Origin of the sequence: Streptomyces sp. NBC_00988, assembly GCF_045162645.1 — a bacterium.
GTDB lineage: Bacteria > Actinomycetota > Actinomycetes > Streptomycetales > Streptomycetaceae > Streptomyces.
In genome coordinates this window covers 2,024,323-2,045,639 of record NZ_CP108730.1, presented here as the reverse complement: position 1 = coordinate 2,045,639, position 21,317 = coordinate 2,024,323, and the positions used below count along the sequence as shown (strand labels likewise).

Sequence of the window (21,317 nt, the reverse complement as noted above, 5' to 3'; positions counted from 1 at the left end):
AGGGTGAACGAGGTGAACAGGGCGGTCAGAGCGGGATGTTGCCGTGCCGCCGCTCCGGCATCGGGGCGCGCTTGCCGCGCAGTGCGCGCAGCGCGCGGCTGACGTGGGTGCGAGTGTCGCGCGGCGCGATCACGTCGTCGACGTACCCGCGCTCGGCGGCCGGGTACGGCGTCCCGTGCGTGGACTCGTACGCGGCGACGAGATCGGCCCGCAGCGCCTCCGGGTCGGCTGCGGCGGCGAGTCGGCGCCGGTGCAGCACGCCGACGGCACCCTCGGCACCCATGACGGCGATACGGGCCGTGGGCCAGGCGAGGTTGAGGTCCGCGCCGAGATGCTTGGAACCCATCACCGCGTACCCGCCGCCGTACGCCTTGCGGACCACCACCGTGACCTTCGGGACGGTCGCCTCGGCGTACGCGTAGAGGAGTTTGGCGCCGCGCCGGATGATGCCGCCCCGCTCCTGGCGCACGCCGGAGAGGTAGCCGGGGACGTCGGCGAAGGTCAGCAGCGGGATGCCGAACGCGTCGCAGAACCGTACGAACCGCGCGGCCTTCTCGGAGGCGTCGATGTCGAGGACACCGGCGGAGTGCAGCGGCTGATTGGCGACGACCCCGACACTCGCCCCCTCGACCCGGGCCAGGGCGCAGATGATGTTCGGCGCGAACAGCTCCTGGACGTGCAGGAGTTCACCGTCGTCGACGACCGCGTGCAGGATGTCCCGCATGTCGTAGGCCTGGCCGAGCCGGTCGGGCACGATCCCGTCGAGCGGCGCCCCGTCGGCGACGGAACCGGGCGCGTACTCCGGCGGCCGTTCCAGGTTGTTGGCGGGAAGGTACGACAGCAGGTCGCGTACGGTGTCGAGCGCGTCCCCTTCGTCGGTGGCCAGGAAGTGGGCGTTGCCGTTCACGGAGTTGCTGGTGCGGGCGCCGCCCAGCTCCTCGGCGGTGGTGCGTTCACCGGTGACCGCCTCGATGACGTCGGGCCCGGTGACGAACATGTGCGAGGCACCGTCCACCATCACGGTGAAGTCGGTGATCGCGGGGGAGTACGCGGCACCGCCCGCACACGGGCCCAGGACGACGGAGATCTGCGGGATCACCCCGGACGCCTTCACGTTGCGGCGCACCAACTCGGCGTAGAGAGCGAGGGAGTTGACGCCCTCCTGGATGCGGGCGCCGCCGGAGTCGTTGAGGCCGACGACGGGACAGCCGGTCTTCAGGGCGAGTTCCATGAGGGCCACGGTCTTCTCGCCGAAGGCCTCGCCCATGCTGCCGCCGAAGACCGTGGAGTCCTGCGCGAAGACACAGACCGGCCGTCCGTCGACCGTGCCGTACCCGGTCACGACCCCGTCGCCGTAAGGACGTTGGGCGCCGTCCCCGACAACTCGGGCTCGCACGAAGCCGCCCGTCTCCGCGAACGAGCCCGCGTCCAGCAGCCGTTCGATGCGCTCCCGCGCACCGAGAGCGCTCTGTCTTCTCGGCGCGGCCGTGGCAACTGCCTGTGCCCGACGGTGTTCCAGGTCGGCGATGCGTGCGGCGGTGCGATCCGCCGTATCTGTATCTGTATCTGTCACTGACGTCAGGGATGTTGTCGCCTCTAGCGTCACAGCCACCTCCGAAGTGGTTCTCGAATATGGCAGCGATTCGGGAGCGGACCGAGGGATCGCCGTTCTGTTTGCGGGAGTTGAGTCCCGGGCGACGGAGGTTCGTCCTGAGGTGACAAGGGAGTGACGCCGGCCCGGCACAACACATAGGCGTCTGCGGTCCAGACCATTAGTGTGGTCATGTCACTGGCAACGTTTCCATCCCTTCTTACGTGCCCCCACCGATGTGACTACAGGAGGACCCCGGATGAGATTGTCGATGAGCCGGCCGTTGATCGCGGCCGACAGACGGCTGTTGACCGCGGCCGACGGAACCGAGAAGCGCGTACTGCGCCCCCTGGCCCTCGTGTTGACGGCCCTCCTGCTTGGCGTCGCCGCGCTTCTCGGCGCCCCGCAGACCGCACAGGCCGCGGCGGGCACCGTGTCGGCTTACCCGGTCCCGTCCATCTACCCGGCGTCCACCGACTACAAGTTGACCGTCAATGGCACGTCCGTGCCGGTCACCAAGTACACCGGGTACGACATCGCCCAACTCGCCCTCGGCACGGGCACCGCCACCATCTCCGTGAGCAAGCTCAACAACACGGACATCGGCGCGTACAGCATCAGCCCGCAGAAGCTGGGCATCACGGGAACCGTCAGCGGCCCGACGCTCACCTTCACCGTCCAGAACGACGAGTACCTGATCGTCAAGCTCGACGGCCGCCCCAACCTGGTCATCGCCGCGGACCCCGCCGAGACCAACCGCCCGGCGACCAGCGGCACCGGCATCTTCAACGTGCAGAGCGCGCCCTACTCGGCCCAGCCGAACACCGGCGCCTACACCACAACTGCCTTCCAGAACGCCCTCGATGACGCCGCCGCGTACGGCTCCGCCAACGGCACCCAGGGCATCGTGTACGTCCCCGCCGGCGTCTACACCCTCGGCAACCTCTACCTGCGGAGCAACCTCGCGTTCTACCTCGCGCCCGGCGCGGTCCTCCGCTACACAGGAGAGGCCAGCCACTATGTGGTGACCGGACACAAGACCTCGCAGGGCCGCGACCTCACCTGGTTCGTCTCCACCCGGTACTCCTCGACGAACATCAAGATCTACGGCCGAGGCATCATCGACGGCAACGGCCAGGCCGCGCTCGCGCCCTCCAACCTCGGCGTGAACCTCCTCGCCCCGATCTACACGAGCGGCTTCACCGTCGACGGCATCACCTTTCGGGAATCCAGCAGTTGGGCGGTCATCCCGCTGCGCTCCTCGGACCTGACCTTCCGCAACATCAAGATGTTCAACAGGTTCGACATGGGTGAGAACGACGGCATCGACGTCATGGAGTCCACGAACGTCACCGTCGACCACGCGATCGGCATCGGCCTCGACGACCCGTTCAGCACCAAGACCTGGCCCGACGTCGCCGACATCTACAAGACGGTCCCCGGCACGGCCCGCCCCCTCGACAACGTCACGTTCAACGACCTTGTCTCCTGGACCTATTGCTACGGCGTCAAGGTCGGCCAGGGCGTCTACGAGTCGCAGAACAAGGTCACCTTCCAGCACGTGGTCGTCTACGACGCGGCGGTCGGCATCGGCGTCCACCACAAGTACGGCACGGCGAGCGCGACGAACCTCAAGTTCGACGACATCGACATCGAGCGGCTCAGCTTCAGCAACGACGGCAACCGGACCTGGCTCGCCCTGATGACCGGCAGCACGGCGGGCATCGGCCCGGTCACCGGCGTCACGATCTCCAACGTCCGTGTCCGCAACGCTGGTACGACCGCCGCACGCGTCAACGGCCTTCCCGGTGCGCCCATTTCAGGTGTGGCACTGAGCCACATCGTGATGCCCGGAAGCACGACCGGCGCGACCACCCTCAGCCAGGTCAACCTCACCAACCTCTCGGACTACGGCAGCCTGACCATCACTCCCTGAGGCCAGACAGCCAGGGGCGTCGCTCCCCACGGTTCGGCCCAGTCGTAGACGAGAGTCTCGGGGCCGGACCGCCAGCGACGAGGTGCGGTGGTGGAGAGCCAGTCGAGCGGCTCGACCCCACCGGGTGTCCCGCCGTCGAGCGCGAGCCGTACGGCCGCCGCGAGGTCGGCGTCCGTACGGTCCGTGCGGGCGGCGGGATCCACCGACACGAACAGGGCCGTACCGGAGCGTGCCACCAGGTCCAGGAACTGCCGGCTGAGGTTCCAGCCGGTCTGCGGTGTGCAGGGCACGCAGTCCGCGTCCACGGTGAACAGCCCGTTGTGCCGGGCCAGTCGGAAGGCGAGCGTGTTCCCCTCATCCGCCGGGTCCGCTCCCAACTGCGCCCCGACGTGTCATCTCCGCACCGTTGCACCGGTATCGGCCCCGCAGCCAGATGCCCGACCGTGTTGCAACCGATCACCACGGTGTCCCCGGCGGGCTCGGCGATCGTTCGGTGGAGCCGGACCAGGATCTCGGCACTGGTACGGGACCTGTCGCTCAACGACCGACCGGGCCCCCGAATGCGGGGCCTCGACGGCGGCGTGGCAGCGCCGCCGACCTGTTCGGCGACAGGCGGGGCGAGTGCCGAACGGTCCGCGCGGCAAGGGGAGTTCGCCGCCGTTGGCCTACTCGCTCGACCGGTCCCGGTACGCCGACGACAGGCCACGACGCCAGCGCGGCACCGCCGACGCCCGGCCCCCACCCACAGTCACCGCCGGGTCACGCCGACGCGCCGCCCATCCCCGACCCACCAGGCAACGCCCGCGGATGTACCGGAAAGAAATGCCGCACCCCACCCCCGCACACCTCCAGCGCGAGCTCGCAGAACAGCGCGTTCGCCCAGCCGAACCAGTCCCGTGTGAACCGGCCCGGCGCGTCGACATGGAAACTCTCGTGCATCAGGCCGGTACCGGCGGTGGTGGCGGCCAGGGTCTCCAGGGCCCGTGCCGCCTCGTCCGCGCTGCCGGTCAGGCCGGCGGTGGCGATCGCCAGGGGCCAGATGTGGCGGTCCGGCGTATGCGTGCTGCCGATACCGGACGCGTAACTCCCGCTGAAGTAGGAGGGGTTGGCCCCGGAGAGCACGAAGCGTCGGGTGGCCCGGTACAGCGGGTCCTCGGGTGTGCACCAGCCGCTCAGCGGAAGGCTCAGCAGACTCGGAAGGTTGGCGTCGTCGCACATCAACGCCGCGCCGAGGCCGTCGACCTCGTACGCGAGGACGGAGACGCCCTTGACCTCGGTCACCGCGTGGGCCAGGATTCCGGCGTCGATCTCGTCGGCCAACCGCCAGCATTCATGGGCGAGTTCGGTGTCGTCGAGGACCGCCGCCGCCAGTTCGGCCAGGCCGTGCAGGCTCGCGGACGCCAGCGCGTTGGCGGGGATCAGATAGCCATGGGTGCACGCGTCGTCGCTCGGGCGGAAGCCCGACCATGTCATCCCGGTCCAACCGACCGGCGCACCACGGCCGTTGAGGGGAAGGCTGTCGCCGGCGAAGGGGCCGGACGGCCGGACGAACCGGTAGGGCCGCTGCGCGTGGGACTGCTCAGCCCGCCACAGCCGTACGATCAGCCAGGCGGCGCGGTGGAACGCCTCGTCGAGATGGTCCTCGCGGCCCGTCGCCCGCCGGAGCGCGTACGCGAGCTGCAACGGCGCGCAGAGGGAGTCGAGTTCGTACTTGCGCTCCCACACCCAGTCGCCCGGCGTGGGCAGATCGCCGGGTTCGCCGTGCGCGCCGGTGGGGCCGTCGTTGAAGGCGTTGGCGTACGGGTCCAAGAGGACGCAGCGGATCTGGCGGCGCGAGACGGCGGCCAGGACGTCGCCGACCTCCGGGTCCGTGGCCACGGCCAGGTAAGGGCGGACCTGCGCCGTGCTGTCCCGCAACCACATCGCCGGGATGTCGCCGGTCTTCACGAACACCTCCGACGACGTGTCCGACACCCCACCCGATAGCCCGGCAGACACCTCGGCTGCCAACCCGTGCCCCGGACCACCCCACAACCCGTCCGGCACCCCGCGCGCCGGATGTCTCGGCAATCCCCCCGACACGCCGCCCGGCAGATCGCTCGACAGCCCACGCGACGGACGGTCCGGCAATCGACCCGCCGACCCGTCGGGGAATCCACCCGCCAGACCGTCCGGCAACCCACCCGCCGGACCGCCCGACACCCCGCCCGGCAGCCCCCTCGTCAGCCCACCCGACCGACCACCCGGGAAGCCGTCCGACAGACCCCCCGGCCCCCCGCCCGCCGACGCCCCCCAACTCATCGACGTAGCCCACGTATTGATCAGGCACCGCTCGACGATCTCCCCCGCCGGACCACCCCGCAACTCGCCGGCCAGCCGCCGCCCAAGCGTGCTCAGCGACTCCGGAACTGCCCACACTGTTCCGGATGTTGATCCGGGAAACGTTACCATCGCGCCTCTTGACTCCCTCATGTGGCGTGCGCCACCGTGTGATCGCCAGGGAATGGAAACGTTACCTTGAGCGGGCCGACGACCACCAGACGGTCGGGTCCGCGTGATCCGAGTGATCGTCAACTCCTCGGAGGAAGAAGGTGAGCGCGTGTGACAGCCGCTCCGCACCAAGAGATGCGAACTGCCGTACCGCCCGTGGACAGGCCGCCCGGCAGGGGGAGTCCGGGCCGCCTGGGACTACCCTGGCGACGATCGCCCAAGAGGTCCTCGGACACCTTGGCCGCGTACGTGTTCCTGGCACCGGCGCTCATCGGCTTCACGGCGTTCGTCGTCTACCCGCTGTTCCGGTCCGCGTACTTCGCGCTGACGACGTACAACGGACTGACGGACCCGAAGTTCGTCGGCCTGGACAACTTCCACCGCATGTTCACCACCGACCCGTCCTTCTGGCCCTCGGTGCGCGCCACGCTGCTGCTCGTCGTGCTGTACGTGCCGCTGTCGCTGGCCATCGGGCTCGCCCTGGCGGTGTTCTGCAACCAGCGGATGCGGGGCGTCGGCCTGCTGCGCACCCTGTGCTATCTGCCGGTCGTGCTGCCCGTGGTGGCCACGATCACGCTCTGGAAGTTCGTGTTCAACCCCCAAGTCGGCCTGGCCAACCAGGTGTTGAGCTGGCTCCATCTGCCCACCAGCGAGTGGCTGTCGGGGGACGACTCGGCGATGCCGTCGATCGTGATCGTGATGCTGTGGAGCGTCGGCTCCACGATGATCATCTTCCTCGCCGCGCTCCAGGCCGTCCCCACCGAGCTGTACGAGGCGGCCAGGCTCGACGGCGCAGGACCCCGCACGGTGTTCTTCCGGATCACCCTGCCGCTGATCAGCCCGATCATGATCCTGCAGGTCGTCCTGCAGATGGTGACGGCCCTCCAGGCGTTCAACCAGCCGAAGATCCTCTCGCCGGACAACCAGGGCGGCCCCGGGTTCAGCACCAGGACCCTGATGCTGTCGATCTACGACAACGGCTTCCCCCGGCTCGGGCAGGTCTCCCAGTTCGGCTACGCCTCCGCCCAGGTGTGGGTGCTCTTCCTCGTCATCGTCGTCGTGATCGCCGCCACCGCCCGCTTCTCGTCGATTTGGACCTACAGTGACCACGTCTCCTGACGTCACCAGGGCGCCGACGACCGCGCCGACACCGGCCGCCCCACCGACGAAGCCGCCCGGCAGAGCCGTACGCAAAGCATCCTGGTACGCGACCGCGCTGCTGATCAGCTCGGTGATGATCCTGCCCATCCTGTGGATGCTCACCGTCGCGCTGAAGGGCCCCTCCGCGGTCTTCGAGGTCCCGCCGAAACTGCTGCCCCACGAGTTCCACTTCAAGAACTTCATCGACGGACCGAAGGTCATCCACTTCCCGCGCCTGCTGCTCAACTCCCTTGTCATCACCGGGCTTTCGGTGATCGGCGGGGTGATGACCTCGATGATGGCGGGCTACGCCCTGGCCCGGCTGCGCTTCCCCGGCCGCAAGGTGTGGTTCTACGTCTTCGTCGGCAGCATGCTGCTGCCCCCGGTGATCGGCATCATCCCGCTGTTCCAGCTCTTCAAGGACATCGGCTGGTACGACACCTGGCTGCCACTGATCGTCCCGGCCTTCCTCGGCGGCAACCCGCTCTTCATCTTCCTGGCCCGCCAGTACTTCCTGTCGATCCCGCACTCCATCGACGAGGCGGCCAAGGTGGACGGCGCGGGACACGTCCGGATCTTCTTCAGCGTGATGCTGCCGATCACGAAGCCCGCCTGGATAACGATGTCAATCCTGGCCTTCCAGATGTCCTGGAACGACTACCTCAACCCGCTGATCTACCTGTACTCGTCCCAGAAGTGGCCGCTGAGCGTGGGCATGGCCTCCTTCGTCACCCAGTTCGCGGGACAGACCCCGGACTGGAACCTCTACATGGCCACCAACCTGCTCTACATGCTCCCGCCACTGATCGTGTTCTTCGTCGCCCAGCGCTACTTCATCCAGGGCCTGAGCGCTCTGGGCACCGTCAACCAGCGCTGATCCGCACCCCCTCCCATCCCGTCCCGACCCACCTACGAGCCGTATGCCAGCCAGGTATCAGGAGGCCACGATGAAACGATGGATCCGTTGCGCCGGAGTGTTGCTGTCGGCGGGGGGACTGCTCGCGACGGCGGCGTGTGGTGGCTCGTCCGGGAAGCAGTCGGACGGCAAGGCCACGGTCACCCTCATGACCTGGGAGTCCGCCGCCACCAACAAGGCCATCGACCAGGCCCTGACCGGCTTCCACGACCCGAACATCACGGTCAAGCGCGTCGACACCCCGAACGGCAACTACAGCGACAAGCTCGCGGCCCTCACCCAGGCCAAGAAGCTCCCCGACCTGTTCTGGTGCGGCAACGACACCGAGCAGCAGTACACCAGCCAGGGCCTGCTCACCGACTGGGCCTCCCGGCTCTCCGGCTCCAGCGACTTCGGCGCGAGCAGCTTCGTCTCGTCCACGATGAAGAACTGGAAGACCGCCGACGGCAAGATAGGCGGCGTTCCCTCCCTGCTGAACACCTACGGCATCTGGTACGACATCGACGCCTTCAAGGCCGCCGGCATCACCGTGCCCGCCGCGGGCTGGACCTGGGACCAGATGTTCGCCGCGGCTGCGAAACTGCACGCCAAGGGCGCCAAGTACGGCCTGGTCGCCGACGCGTTGACCTCCACGGACGGGCCGTTCTCCCTCAGCACGTACGCCCTGTCCGCGGGCGGCAAGCCCTTCGCCGACAACGTGCACCAGCCCACCAAGACGACCATCGACCCGACGTACACCGAAGGCGTCAGCAAGGTCGTGGCAGGCATCAAGAGCGGTGCCATCGCGCCTCCCGGCTACGACATCAGCAACCAGCAGGGCCTGTTCGCCGCCGGACAGATCCCGATGCTGTGGAGCGGCCAGTGGCTGGCCGCGGGCTTCCTCACCGACAAGCCGAAGATCAAGTACGGCTTCGCGCCCCTGCCCCAGGTGACCAAGCCCGCCACCCTCTACGACGCGGTCGGCATCTGCACCCCTTCGTACACCCAGAACGCGGACGCCACCTTCAAGGTCCTCAAGTACCTCGACTCCACGGTGTGGACCAAGGTGCTGCCCGACTCCCCGGTCGCGGCCCCGGCCTATCTCTCCGCCCAGAACGCCTACTTCGGCGCCCTCGACAAGGCCGGGCAGACGACCGTCGCGGCCACCGTCAAGGCGGGACTGAACACGCCGACCACCATCGGCGTGCGCTTCACCACCCAGTGGGCAAGCCAGTCAAATGACTTGATCACCGCCTACTGGCCGGACATCCTCAACGGCAAGAAGCCGCTCTCGGACCTGCAGACGATGACCGACAAGATCAACGATGTGATCAAGAACAACGGTTAGCGTCCCGGGCCGAGCGGCGGGCCGGGACCCGATACGTATCCTGAGGGCGGTCCCGGCCCCCGGTACGCGATGGAAGGTTGGTCTTCAACTCACGTGAGCAGTCGTCCCCCGCACCGCCAGAACACCAGGCCCACGATGCGCGACGTCGCGGAGCGGGCCGGAGTCGCCGTCGTCACCGTCTCCCGCGTCGTCAACGGCATCGGCACGGTCCGCGAGGAGACGGCCGAGCGCGTGAACGCGGCGATCACCGCGATCGGCTACCAGCGCAACGAGATCGCGCGCTCCCTGCGCCCCGGCCAGAACTCCATGACCATCGGGCTGCTCCTCGGCGACCTCACCAACCCGTTCTACGCCTCCCTCGCCAAGGCCGCCGTCGAGGTCGCCAACGAGGCAGGCTACGCAGTCCTGTTGAGCACCGCCGACGAGGACCCCGAGGTCGAGCGCCGGGCCGTCGGCGAGCTGATCGGCCGCCGGGTCGCCGGGCTCATCATCGTCCCCGACCAGGGCGACCACGCCTTCCTCAACGAGATCAACGGCCACGACCACGTGCCCATCGTCTTCGTCGACCGGCCTGCCACCGGCGCCGAGGCCGATGTCGTCCTCGTCGACAACGAGGACGGCGGACACAAGGCCACCCAGCACCTCGTCGACCAGGGCCACCGCCGCATCGCGATCCTCGTCGCGCCCTCGTACTACAGCACCGGCCGCCGGCTGCGCGGCTACCGCAAGGCGCTGCGCCGCAGCGGCATCGAGCCCGACAACGACCTGGTCGTCACCCTGCGCCGCGGCACCACCGAGGAAGCCGAGGCCGCCACCCGCGCCCTGCTCACCTCCGCGAACCCGCCCACCGCGGTCTTCTCCACCACGGGCTTCCTCACCGAGGGCGTCCTCCGCGCCTGCCGTGACCTTCAAGTCTCCGTCGCCGTCGTGGGGTTCGACGACTTCAAGCTCGCCGACATGCTCCCCACCCCGGTCACCGTCGTCACCTCCGACACCGAGGAACTCGGCCGCCGGGCGGCCCACATCCTGCTGGACCGCATCGACGGCGACGACAGCCCCTCCCACCGGACCGTCCTCCCGGTGCAGCTGATCGCACGCGGCACCGGGGAGATCGGACACCCGTAACGTCAGTACAGGATCCGCCACTTGGCACGCGGCCAGGCGAGCACGGCGTAGATCTGCGCGAGGGCCGCCTGCTGGATCGCCTGCGTGCCACCGGCCGAGTCGAAGTGCACGAGGCCGGTGGCGGGATCGCGCATCGTGTCCCACACCTGGTCGGCGTAGTCGGCCATCGCCCGGTGGTAGGTGTCCTTCCCGGTCACCGACTCCAGGAGCAGCAGGTTCTTGAAGAAGATCGAGTTGAAGAACACGGGCTGAGCGAACAGCCGCCCCTGCGTGACGTAGTAGGCATACGCGGCGGCGGCGACCTGCTCGGCCCGGCGCAAGTAGGCGCGTTCGCGCGTGACTTGGTAGAGCAGCACGGCTACGCCCACCGGCACGCCCTGGTTGTAGGACCAGACGGTCTTCTCGATCGTCCCTTGCAGGTCAAGGTGGTCCCAGTACAGGCCACTTGGGCTCTGGAGGTGCGCGTTCGTCCAGTCGTAGAAGCGCTTGGCCCAGTCGAGGCAGTCGGCCTCGCCGGTGATCTGGTGCAGGCGCAGGGCGAGTTGGGCGCACGGCATGTTCGAGACGGTGTTGCGGTCGTGGCTCCAGTCGGCCTGCGTCCAGAAGACCCCGCCGGGCGCGGCATGGCTGCTGTCGTTGTCCCAGCCGGACTTGACCAGGGCGAAGATCTCCTTCGCGCGGGCCAGCGCGGCGGCGTCCCCCGTCTGCAGATACCGCTGGACCTTCGCCAGCCCTACCCACTCGTTGTCGTCGTAGAACATGTCCCCGCCCGCCCCGTACGGCGCGACCGGGTAGGAGGCGTAACCAGGCAGCCTGGTCGTCCCGCCGCCCGCGTTCCAGTGGTGCTCCTGCGCCACCGCCCGCCGAGCCAGCTCGGGCTCCAACTCCGGTGCCACGACGGTGAGATCGAGCGCGGCGATGTGCACCTGCGAGAAGGGCCATTCGTACGAGTACGGGTTGTCACCGGCCGCCGCCGGGATCTGTTCGCGGACCAGCCCGGAGCCGTCGGTCGCGTCGAAGTGTCTTCCCAGCGCGGCGTAGGTGGCCTTGGCTCGGGACAACGCCCGTGCGGAGTTTGGGCGTTCGGCCGCGAACGCGGGTGTGGCGGCCGTCGCCGTCAGCGCGGCCAGGCCGGAACCGATCATCACGCGCCGGGAGGGACGCAGCGACATGGAGGCCTCCAAGTCATGAGTCGATGGGTGCGGGTGGGTGCCGATGATGGAAACGTTGTCATCGACTCATGAGGTCGTCAACGCATCTGACGACACGGGCAGTTCACACCCGGGGCATTTTGGTCCGGACCATTGACGATGTGGCTGTGCTGATGGAACCTTCACGATGGTTACGTTTCCAAAGGTGAGTTCGACCGGGCCCCACACGGCGAATCAGGAGACCTCGACATGACCGTTCCGTCACCCTTCAAGAGACGTCTGAGCGCCGCCCTCACGATGGTGCTGCTGCTTGCTCTCGTCCCGGCCCTGCTGGTGCTGCGCGCCGCGCCGCCCGCGCAGGCCCTCGACAACGGCCTCGCGAGGACGCCCCCGATGGGCTGGAACGACTGGAACGCCTTCGGCTGCAACGTGACCGAGCAGCTGGTCGAGCAGACCGCCGACTACCTCGTCTCCTCCGGGCTGAAGGACGCCGGGTACCAGTACGTCAACATCGACGACTGCTGGATGACCTCGGCCCGCAACTCTGCCGGTCAACTGGTCCCGGATCCGGTCAAGTTCCCGAACGGCATCAGCGGCACCGCCGCCTACGTGCACAGCAAGGGCCTCAAGCTCGGCATCTACGAGAGCGCCGGCACCGCCACCTGTGCGGGCTACCCGGGCAGCCTCGGTCATGAGCAGACGGACGCCAACAGCTTCGCCGCATGGGGCGTCGACTACCTCAAGTACGACAACTGCAACCACCAGAACGTGCCCGACCAGCAGCGCTACACCGCGATGCGCGACGCCCTCGCCAACACCGGCCGTCCGATCGTCTACAGCCTCTGCAACTGGGGCCTCGCCGACGTGTGGACCTGGGGTGCGGGCGTCGGCAACAGCTGGCGCACGACGGACGACATCAACGTCAACTTCTCGACCGTGGTGTCCATTTACAAGGCCAACGTCAAACTCGCCGCGTACGCCAAGCCGGGTGCATGGAACGACCCCGACATGCTCGAAGTCGGCAACGGCATGTCGTTCACCGAGGACCGCTCCCACTTCAGCCTCTGGTCGGAGATGGCCGCCCCGCTGATCGCCGGCACCGACCTGCGCAAGGCGACCGCCGCCACGCTCTCCCTCTACGGCAACAAGGACGTCATCGCCGTGGACCAGGACTCGCTGGGCAAGCAGGGCACCGAGATCTCCAACTCCGGTGGCCTGCACGTCCTTTCCAAGCCCCTCGCCAACGGCGACGTCTCGGTGGTCCTCTTCAACGAGAACTCCTCCGCCGCCACCATCACCACCTCCGCGACGGCGGCCGGCCTCCCCTCGGCGTCCTCGTACAAGCTCAACAACCTCTGGTCGCACGTGATCAGCAGCACCACCGGCTCCATCTCGGCGAGCGTCCCCGGCCACGGCTCGGTCATGTACCGGGTCTCCGCCGGCAGCGGCACCAGCGTCGGCACCACCCACCCGCTGATCGGCGCCTCCTCCAACCGCTGCCTCGACGCCTACAACGGCGAGACCACCCCCGGCACCAAGATCGAGATCTGGGACTGCGGCGGCGGCACCAACCAGGCCGCGACCATCACCGCAGCCGGTGAACTCCGGCTCTACGGCGGCACCCAGTGCCTGGACGCCTACAACAACCAGACCAGCAACGGCACCAAGGTGCAGCTCTACACCTGCAACGGCGGCGCCAACCAGAAGTGGAGCGTCAACCCCAACGGCACGATCACGGGCACCCAGTCGGGCCTCTGCCTCGACGTCACCGGCGGCGACCAGCCCGCCGGCAACGTCAACGGCACCGCGCTGGAACTCTGGTCCTGCAACGGCGGCGCCAACCAGCAGTGGCGCCTGGGCTGACCTCCCGCATCCCCCCACCTTGATGGAGCCGGCATGACCTCAACAGCACGACACATCAGGAGAGTCGGGACCGGACTGATCGCCGCCCTGGCCCTGTTCATGCCGGTGTCCACCGGCGTCGCGACCGCCGCCGCCCAGGCGTCGATCTGCAACAAGTACTGCGACGCCCGCGACCCGGCCCTCTCCCCGGGCGACCGGCAGCCGGTGAGCGCGACCATCTACTCCCGCAGCATCGCCCTCCACTTCGACGACACCGACGCGATGGGCTGGGCCTCGATCACCAACGGCAGCCCCGGCGACGAGGTCTGGCTCGACCGCTCCTTCGACGGCGGCCGCACCTGGGCCTCCGGCAGCAAGCTCGGCGACACCACCATCCCTGCGGGGCAAGGCGGTTGGCGCACCCTGATGTACAACGTCGACGACTGGAACGCCCTAGGCGTGGGCGCGCTGCGCGCCTGCGGCAAGGCGGGGGACCGGGCCGAGATCGCCTGTACGTCGTGGGCCCGCACGACGTGGAACGCGGGGAGCCGACCGACTGCCGCCGCCACGGCACTGATGCAGTCGTACAACCTGGGCACCGGCCTCTTCGACACCACCGGCTGGTGGAACTCGGCCAACGCCCTGACCGCCCTCATCGACAACATCCGCGTCACCGGCATGGGCAGCTACCAGTACGCCATCGCCAACACCTACGACCGCAACCTCTCCGCCCAGGGCGGCAACTTCACCAACGACTACATCGACGACACGGGCTGGTGGGGACTGGCCTGGGTCGACGCGTACGACCTCACCGGTGACTCCCGCTATCTCAACACCGCCCGCGCGGACGCCGATTACATGACGCGGTACTGGGACTCCACCTGCGGCGGCGGGGTGTGGTGGAGCACGGCGAAGACCTACAAGAACGCCATCGCCAACTCCCTCTACCTGGAGCTGAACGCGGCCCTGCACAACCGCATCGCGGGCGACACGGCGTATCTCGGCCGGGCCAACGCCGAGTGGTCGTGGTTCAAGAGCACCGGCATGATCAACGGCTCCCATCTGGTCAACGACGGCATCAACCTGGCGACCTGCGGCAACAACGGCGACACGACGTGGTCGTACAACCAGGGCGTGCTGCTCGGCGGTCTGTCGGAGCTGTACCGGGCGACCGGGGACGCTGGGTTGCTGACGACCGGCCGTCAGATCGGTGACGCCTCGACCACGTCCACGGCCCTCAACTCCGGCGGAATCCTCCGGGAACCGTGCGAGACGAGCGGCTGCGGGGGCGACGGGCCGTCCTTCAAGGGCGCGTACGTCCGGGGCCTGGGCGCCTTCAACTCCCGGCTGTCCGACCGCCCTTACACCGCCTACATCAAACGTCAGGCGGACACGGCCTACGCGAACGACCGCAACTCCCTTGACGCGTACGGGCTGCACTGGGCCGGACCACTGGACTCCACCGACGCGGCCCGGCAGCAGAGCGCGCTCGACCTGATGAACGCGGCGAATTGACGCCCCGTCACCCCTGCCCGGTGAGGAGCCGTCTCGGATTGGCGATGCGAAAGGCGTAGGCAGCCGCCCCGCCCAACCCGTACCCCGGGTGGCGGGGCGGCTCCGCGTAGGGCCGGTCCGAGCCCTGGACCACGGCGTCGACGCCGAGCGCGCGCACGATCGCGTCGACGGCGGTCGGGCCGTAGGACGACGTCTCCACGAACACGCCCTGATCGCCCTCCTGTTGCTGCCCGCCACGGGCCGACAGGCGCTCGCCGTGCAGCGGGGCGAGTCCGGCCAGCAGGGCGAAGCACACGCGGAGGCGTGGATGGCGGGGGCGGCCGAAGGCGCGGAAGGCGTACCAACTGGCGTGCATCTGCTGGACATACGGGACCATCGCGGGCCACCAGACGGGGTCGGCCGAGGAGCCGACCGCGGGTCCCGGGTGGACGAAGAGCGGGAGGTCGCGTTCTTCGAGGAGATCGAGGAGCGGGGCGCAGCGGGCGTAACCGGCCGCGTCGGCGAGGGAGTTGGCGGGGAGCTGGAGTCCGGCGAAGCCCGGGTCGAGGTCCTTGGCGGTCGTGTCCGCGTCGATGTCCCGTACGCAGGCCGCGGCCCACGCCCCGAACGGCTCGGGCAGCGCGGCCGCACCGTCGTGATAGGCGTCGAGGAGAGGCCGTGCCTCGGCCTCGGGCAGCCACTCCACGCCGATCGGGGCGGACAGTGAGATGAGCACCCGGCCGAGGCCGTCGGCGGCGGCGAGTTCCGCGCGCCGGGCGATGTCGTGGTCGGCGGGCGGTATCTCGAAGGGCGGTTCACCGTCCAGGAACAGTGTCCAGCCGTCCAGGTACGGCGGTTCGCGGCGGGCGCGCAGAGCCGTCACCAGCGATGGGGTCCACAGATGCTGGTGTACGTCGACGTTGGTCATGTCGCTTCTCCCGCCAAGGCGTTCAGTGTGCTGCGGACGTCGTCGGACCCCAGGATGTCGCGGCTCACCGTCTCCACGTCCACCCCGTGCGGCCGGTCGTCGTCCAGGCTGGGCACGCGCTTCCGGATCGCGCGATACAGGAACTCCGGCCCCCGCCCCAACGTGCCCGGCGTCGCCAGATCAACCGCCTGCGCGGCCACCACCGCCTCCACGGCGAGGAGTTGACGCAGCCGCGCGAGCATCGTCGTCAACCGCCGCGCGCCGAGCGCCGCGTTGGTCGAGTCGTCCTCCACGGCATCCGCGCCCTGCCGGGGATCGACACACACCGGCACGGCCAGCATCCGGAGCTCGGCGACGAGTGCCTGTGCCGTCTTCACCAGCGGCGCGAACCCCGACCGCTCCGGACCGTACGGCGAGAGGTTCGCGGGGAGTCCGCTGACCGCCGGGTCGAGCAGCCGCCGCATGCGTTCGGCGGAGACGGCCGCGGTCTGGGTCAGGGCCAGCGCGAGGGTGTCGAAGGCGAGGGCCAGGGCGGGGGTGTGGAAGTTCCCGGACGAGAGGATCTCGCCTGTGCTGACTGGCCCTGATATCTGCGGGGCGTTGCCGGTCCGGGCCGGCGTCTCCGGGCTGATGTCGGTGGCGGCCGGCTCCTTCGGGGCGGAGCGGGGGTCGGGCAGCTCCGCTGTGCTGTCGCCGGTGCCGGGCAGCGCGTTCGGGGTGTGGCCAGTGCTGGTCGGCACCTTCGGGTCGCTTCCGGCGCCGGTCAGTACGCCACGGGTGTCGCTGGTGCCGGGCTGCGCATCCAAGGTGTCGCCAGTGTCGGTCGGCACCTCCCGGTCGTCCCCGGCGCCCGCCAGTACCGCCGGGCCGCCCCCAGCCCCGGCCTCGATCAGCCCCCCCACCCCGCCCCCGGCCTCCATCAACACCACCGGATTGTCCCCGCACCCGTTCAACTCCGGTGCCAGCGCCGCGTCCGCGAACTCAAGCGCCGCATACCCCGCGCCATGCACCTGCGCGGCGCAACGCAGGCTGACCGGGTCCTGGACCCGGCGGGCGTTGCGGGGGTCGGTCAACTCGCCGCCGTCCAGCAGGGCAAGCAATTCGCCCGCCGCCCGGGACTGCCCCGGAGCGGGACGCAACGCCAGTACCCGTGCGTCGAGCGGACTGGTGTTGGCCCGGAAGCCCTCGTAGGTCAGAGCCGTCACCGCCTGTGCCAGGGCCAGCAGCGCGCCCGCCTCGTGCAGGGCGAGGGCGCCGACGCCGGCCGCCAACGGGCTTGCGCTGCACAGGACATGGCCGTCCTTCGGGCCGAGGCGCGCCGCGGTGAGACCGGCCCGGCGTAGGGCCGTCGCGCCGTCGAGGACCTCACCGGCCCACTCCGCGTTTCCCTCGCCCATGACGACCAGGCCGACGTGTGCCATCTGGCAGAGGTCGGACGCGCCGATCGAGCCCACCTCGGGGATCACCGGATGTACTCGTGCGTTGAGCAGGGCCACGAGCAGCCGTACGATCTCCGGCCGCACTCCGCTGCCGCCGCCCGCGAGGCCGTTGACGCGGGCGAGGAGGGTGGCGCGTACGACGGCGGTCGGCAGCGGATCGCCGACCGCGTTCGCCCGGCCCCGGACCGTGCGGACGCTGAACGCGTCGAGTTCCGTGCGGGGGAGGGCGTAGGAGGAGCGGGCGCCGAGTCCTGTCGTCAGGCCGTAGGTCGGGATCTGGCGGTCGACCATGTCGTCCACGACCGCCCGTTCGCGCGCCAGGCGCGCCAACACCCCGTCCGCCAAGGCGACTTGGGCGCCGTAATGGGCGACGGCGACGACATCGCCGTAGGACAGCGTCCCTCCGTCGACGACGACCTCGGTCACCAATGGTTTCTCCCCATGTCCTGTCATGTGTGAACCTAGCGCCTGGGCCTGTGATGATCGAGTGGTGGGGAGCAGGGGGCGGGCGTACCGTCGAACGGTGAGTAACTGGTGGACGGAGCCGTTCACCGGTCTCTCGTGAGTGCGATTCGCCATGAGCAGCAGCCCTCAGCAAGCCCCCGCGGACCGGACCACCACCCGGGACACCGGCGGTGGCGGCAGCACGATGGCGCTGCTGGTCATCGCGTCCTGTCAGCTGATGGTGGTCCTCGACATCACCATCGTGAACATCGCGCTTCCGCACATCCAGAGTTCGCTGGGGTTCTCGACCACCAGCCTGGCCTGGGTCGTCAACGCGTACACCCTCACCTTCGGCGGTCTGCTGCTGCTCGGTGGGCGGGCCGGGGACATCCTCGGGCGGCGGCGGGTGTTCGTGTTCGGGGTGCTGCTCTTCGTACTCGCCTCCCTGCTGGGCGGGTTGTCGCAGAACTCCGGTGAACTCCTCGCCGCACGCGCCCTCCAGGGCGTCGGCGGTGCCATCGCCTCGCCGACCTCGCTCGCCCTGATCAGCACGACGTTCCGCGAAGGCCCGGAACGCAACCGGGCGTTCGGGGTCTTCGCCGGTGTCTCGGCCGGCGGCGGCGCGATCGGACTGCTGATGGGCGGGATCCTCGTCGAGTGGCTGAACTGGCGCTGGGTGCTCTTCGTCAACGTCCCGATCGGACTGCTCATCGTCCTCGCCACCCCGCGCTGGATCAAGGAGTCCGAACGCCACCCGGGCCACTTCGACATCACCGGCGCGCTGACCTCCACCGTGGGCGTGGTGTTCCTGGTCTACGGCTTCATCCGGGCCGCGCAGGAGGGCTGGCGGGACTGGCTCACCCTGAGCTCGTTCGCCGCGGCCGTGGTCGTCCTCGCTCTGTTCGTCCTGGTCGAGCGGCGCTCCCGGCAGCCGATCACCCCGCTGCACATGTTCCGCGACCGCAACCGCGCCGGGACGTACGGCATCATGCTCTGCCTCGCCGCCGCGATCTTCGGCATGTTCTTCTTCCTCACACTCTTCGTGCAGGACGTGCTGGGCTTCAGCCCGCTCATGGCCGGCTTCGCCTTCCTGCCGGTCAGTGCGGTCATCGCGGTCGGCGCGGGGCTGGCCTCACGGTTCCTGCCGACCTACGGCCCCAAGCCGTTCATGGTGGTGGGCGCGATCCTCGCGGCGGCGGGCCTGTCCTGGCTGACGCTGACCGACGTCCACTCCACGTATCTGGGCAGTGTGCTCGGCCCGATGCTGGTGTTCAGCCTCGGCATGGGCATGGAGTTCGTCTCGCTGACCCTGATGGCGCTGTCCGACGTGCCCGTCCAGGAGACCGGCGCGGCCTCCGGACTCCTCAACGTCACGCAGCAGGTGGGCGGTTCGCTCGGACTGTCCATCCTGGTCACGATGTTCGGCACCGCCAGCCGCAACGAGGCGAAGGACCAGATCCCCGCGTTCCTCGCCCAGGCGACCCCGGCCGAACGCCTCCGCTTCCAGCGCACCGGCCAACTCCCGGGCACCTGGGGCGATCACGTCCTCACCGCCGGGGTCTCGGCCGCGTTCGTGATGGCCGCGATCTTCACGGTCGCCGCCGCGCTGATCGCCGTCATCGTGATCCAGGTCCGCCCCTCCGACATCGAACGCCTCAAGGGAGGCACGGGAGTTGGACCGGTCTGAGCATCAACTCCCGTGACGTGACGGACCTTTACCGGCCCTTCGGGATCTGCTGCTCGAACCACACGACCTTTCCCGTGCTCAGCCGCGTCGCCCCCCAGCGCTGGGCGAGCCGGTCGACCAGGAACAGGCCGCGGCCGCCCTCGTCGCCGGGTGCGGCCTGCCGCATGCGGGGCACCTGGGGCGAGTCGTCGGTGACCTCGCAGCGCAGCACGTCGGTGCGCAGCAGCCGTAGGGAGATGGGACGGGAGGCGTACCGCACGGCGTTCGTGACGACCTCGCTGACCATGAGCTCCGTGGTGTCGAGCAGCTCGTCCAGGCCCCAGCGGCGCAGCACCCTGCGGGTCAGCCGGCGGGCCTGGCCCGCGGTGAGCGGGTGGGGGTCGAGGTGCCAGTAGCCCACGCTGTCCGGCGGGAAGCCGTCGAAGCGGGCGGTGAGCAGGGCGATGTCGTCGTCGCGGGGTCCCGGCGCCAGTGCGGTGAGGATGCGGTCGCACAGCCGCTCCAGCGAGGACAGGCGGTGCCGGTGCGGGGTGGACTGGAGGTGGGTGCGCAGGGCCTCGACGCCCGTGCCCACGTCGGTGTCGCGGGACTCGACCAGGCCGTCGGTGTACAGCACCAGCGTGGTGCCGGTGGGCGCGGGCATCTCCACGGACTCGAAGACGACGCCGCCGACGCCGATCGGCGCGCCCGGCGGGACCTGGAGGACCTCGGCGTGGCCGTTCGGGCGCAGCAGTACGGCGGGCGGGTGGCCGGCGTTGGCCATGAGCAGGCGGTGCGAGATCGGGTCGTAGATCGCGTACAGGCAGGTCGCGATGTGGTCGCTGCCGAGGCGCTGGGCCTGTTCGTCGAGGTGGTGGAGGACCTCGTGCGGGGGCAGGTCGAGGCCGGCGAGGGTCTGCACGATGGTGCGCAGCTGGCCCATGATCGCGGCGGAGGTCATGGAGTGGCCCATGACGTCACCGACGATCAGCGCGACCCGGCTGCCGGGCAGCGGGATCGCGTCGTACCAGTCGCCGCCGACCTGCGCGGTCTTCGAGGCGGGCAGATAGCGGCTGGCGAGCCGGATGCCGGTCGGCTCGGGCAGCGAGGACGGGAGCATGGTGTGCTGCAGGGTGTCCGCGACGGAGGCCTCGTGGCCGTACATCACCGCCTTCTGGACGCCGATCGCGGTGTGGGTGGCGAGCTGGGAGGCGACGAGCAGGTCGTCGGCGGTGAACGCGGAGCGGTCGGGGCGGCGCAGCAGGACGACGGTGCCCATGACGTGGTGGCGGCCGTGCAGCGGGGCGATGATCAGCCGGCGGCCCGGCGGCAGCGTGCCGTGCGCACTCGCCGCGGGGCCGAGCAGTTCGGCCACGGCAGGGTGGATGCCCGGATCGTCGCCGAAGGCGGGCCGCCCGGCCAGGAGCAGCTTCGCGAGCCGGCCGGTGAGCACCGGCTGCACCCGCTCGGCCACGCTCGCGTACTCGGCGTGCGGCATCAGCAGCGCGGACCTCGCCTCCGGCGCCCGGTCGATGCTGTGCAGCCGCAGGACGACGGGCGCGGCCGACTTCTCGTCCCCGACGGGCAGCGGATCGTGCAGGTGGATCACGATCGCGTCGGCGAAGGCGGGCACCGCCGCCCACCGCAGTTCCCGCAGCGTCTCGTCCAGGTCCATCCCGCGGGCGATCCGCCGGGTGGCGACATCGAGGTACTGGAGCCGGTCCATCTGCTGCACGGGCGTCCGGCCGAGCGGTACGACGGGCGCCGGGCCGCTCGCCGAGGAGCCTCGCCGGGCGGTTCCGGCGGGGCCTTCGCGGGGGCTGGGATG

General features: G+C 69.6%; 15 protein-coding genes. 8 read left to right on the top strand and 7 right to left on the bottom strand.

Features of this window, described 5'->3' with window-relative positions; all coding sequences use genetic code 11:
• Positions 1-25 precede the first annotated feature (25 nt).
• Complete coding sequence (locus tag OG496_RS09435; protein ID WP_405970405.1) at positions 26-1,573, bottom strand: acyl-CoA carboxylase subunit beta; 1,548 nt, start codon at positions 1,571-1,573, stop codon at positions 26-28.
• A 289-nt stretch (positions 1,574-1,862) separates the two neighbouring features.
• Here OG496_RS09435 and OG496_RS09430 point away from each other — a divergent pair, with 289 nt between their 5' ends.
• Positions 1,863-3,527, top strand: a complete 1,665-nt coding sequence (locus OG496_RS09430) for a glycosyl hydrolase family 28 protein (RefSeq protein WP_405970404.1) — start codon at positions 1,863-1,865, stop codon at positions 3,525-3,527.
• Here OG496_RS09430 and OG496_RS09425 read toward each other — a convergent pair.
• Together OG496_RS09425 and OG496_RS09420 are read right to left on the bottom strand one after the other, a co-directional pair.
• A complete protein-coding gene (locus tag OG496_RS09425; RefSeq protein WP_405970403.1) occupies positions 3,500-3,904 on the bottom strand; it encodes a hypothetical protein in 405 nt (134 codons plus the stop codon). The two genes, OG496_RS09430 and OG496_RS09425, sit on opposite strands and share 28 nt — an antisense overlap.
• Before the next feature lie 382 nt (positions 3,905-4,286).
• On the bottom strand, positions 4,287-5,501 hold the full coding sequence (locus OG496_RS09420) for a glycoside hydrolase family 125 protein (protein ID WP_405970402.1): 1,215 nt from the start codon (positions 5,499-5,501) through the stop codon (positions 4,287-4,289).
• A 753-nt stretch (positions 5,502-6,254) separates the two neighbouring features.
• On the opposite strand from OG496_RS09420, the gene OG496_RS09415 reads away from it, so the two are divergent.
• The 4 genes from OG496_RS09415 (at position 6,255) to OG496_RS09400 (ending at position 10,525) form a co-directional block, all read left to right on the top strand.
• Entirely contained in the window at positions 6,255-7,136 is an 882-nt protein-coding gene (locus OG496_RS09415; protein ID WP_403593202.1) for a carbohydrate ABC transporter permease, read from the top strand.
• On the top strand, positions 7,120-8,034 hold the full coding sequence (locus OG496_RS09410) for a carbohydrate ABC transporter permease (RefSeq protein ID WP_405970401.1): 915 nt from the start codon (positions 7,120-7,122) through the stop codon (positions 8,032-8,034). Before OG496_RS09415 ends, OG496_RS09410 begins: the two co-directional genes overlap by 17 nt.
• A gap of 70 nt (positions 8,035-8,104) precedes the next feature.
• A complete protein-coding gene (locus tag OG496_RS09405; protein WP_366498654.1) occupies positions 8,105-9,400 on the top strand; it encodes an extracellular solute-binding protein in 1,296 nt (431 codons plus the stop codon).
• A gap of 93 nt (positions 9,401-9,493) precedes the next feature.
• Positions 9,494-10,525 carry a LacI family DNA-binding transcriptional regulator gene (locus OG496_RS09400; protein WP_366498653.1) on the top strand — a complete coding sequence of 344 codons (1,032 nt, stop codon included), beginning with the start codon at positions 9,494-9,496 and terminating at the stop codon, positions 10,523-10,525.
• 2 nt (positions 10,526-10,527) lie between these two features.
• Here OG496_RS09400 and OG496_RS09395 read toward each other — a convergent pair whose 3' ends face one another.
• The gene (locus OG496_RS09395) at positions 10,528-11,697 is read right to left on the bottom strand and encodes a glycoside hydrolase family 76 protein (RefSeq protein ID WP_405970400.1); all 1,170 of its coding nucleotides are present in this window, start codon (positions 11,695-11,697) and stop codon (positions 10,528-10,530) included.
• 228 nt (positions 11,698-11,925) lie between these two features.
• On the opposite strand from OG496_RS09395, the gene OG496_RS09390 reads away from it, so the two are divergent.
• Together OG496_RS09390 and OG496_RS09385 are read left to right on the top strand one after the other, a co-directional pair.
• On the top strand, positions 11,926-13,539 hold the full coding sequence (locus OG496_RS09390) for a glycoside hydrolase family 27 protein (protein ID WP_405970399.1): 1,614 nt from the start codon (positions 11,926-11,928) through the stop codon (positions 13,537-13,539).
• Between the two features lie 33 nt (positions 13,540-13,572).
• Positions 13,573-15,033 (top strand): glycoside hydrolase family 76 protein, encoded by a 1,461-nt coding sequence (locus tag OG496_RS09385; protein WP_405970398.1) that lies wholly within the window; start codon positions 13,573-13,575, stop codon positions 15,031-15,033.
• A 7-nt stretch (positions 15,034-15,040) separates the two neighbouring features.
• Here the strand turns inward: OG496_RS09385 and OG496_RS09380 are convergent, their stop codons facing one another.
• Both OG496_RS09380 and hutH read right to left on the bottom strand, forming a co-directional pair.
• Complete coding sequence (locus tag OG496_RS09380; RefSeq protein ID WP_405970397.1) at positions 15,041-15,940, bottom strand: amidohydrolase family protein; 900 nt, start codon at positions 15,938-15,940, stop codon at positions 15,041-15,043.
• Complete coding sequence (gene hutH / locus OG496_RS09375; protein ID WP_405970396.1) at positions 15,937-17,805, bottom strand: histidine ammonia-lyase; 1,869 nt, start codon at positions 17,803-17,805, stop codon at positions 15,937-15,939. Before hutH ends, OG496_RS09380 begins: the two co-directional genes overlap by 4 nt.
• A gap of 223 nt (positions 17,806-18,028) precedes the next feature.
• Between hutH and OG496_RS09370 the strand changes: the two genes are divergently transcribed.
• Positions 18,029-19,510, top strand: a complete 1,482-nt coding sequence (locus tag OG496_RS09370) for an MFS transporter (RefSeq protein ID WP_405976592.1) — start codon at positions 18,029-18,031, stop codon at positions 19,508-19,510.
• A 28-nt stretch (positions 19,511-19,538) separates the two neighbouring features.
• On the opposite strand, the gene OG496_RS09365 is transcribed toward OG496_RS09370, so the two are convergent.
• Complete coding sequence (locus OG496_RS09365) at positions 19,539-21,215, bottom strand: SpoIIE family protein phosphatase (protein WP_405976591.1); 1,677 nt, start codon at positions 21,213-21,215, stop codon at positions 19,539-19,541.
• Positions 21,216-21,317 lie beyond the last annotated feature (102 nt).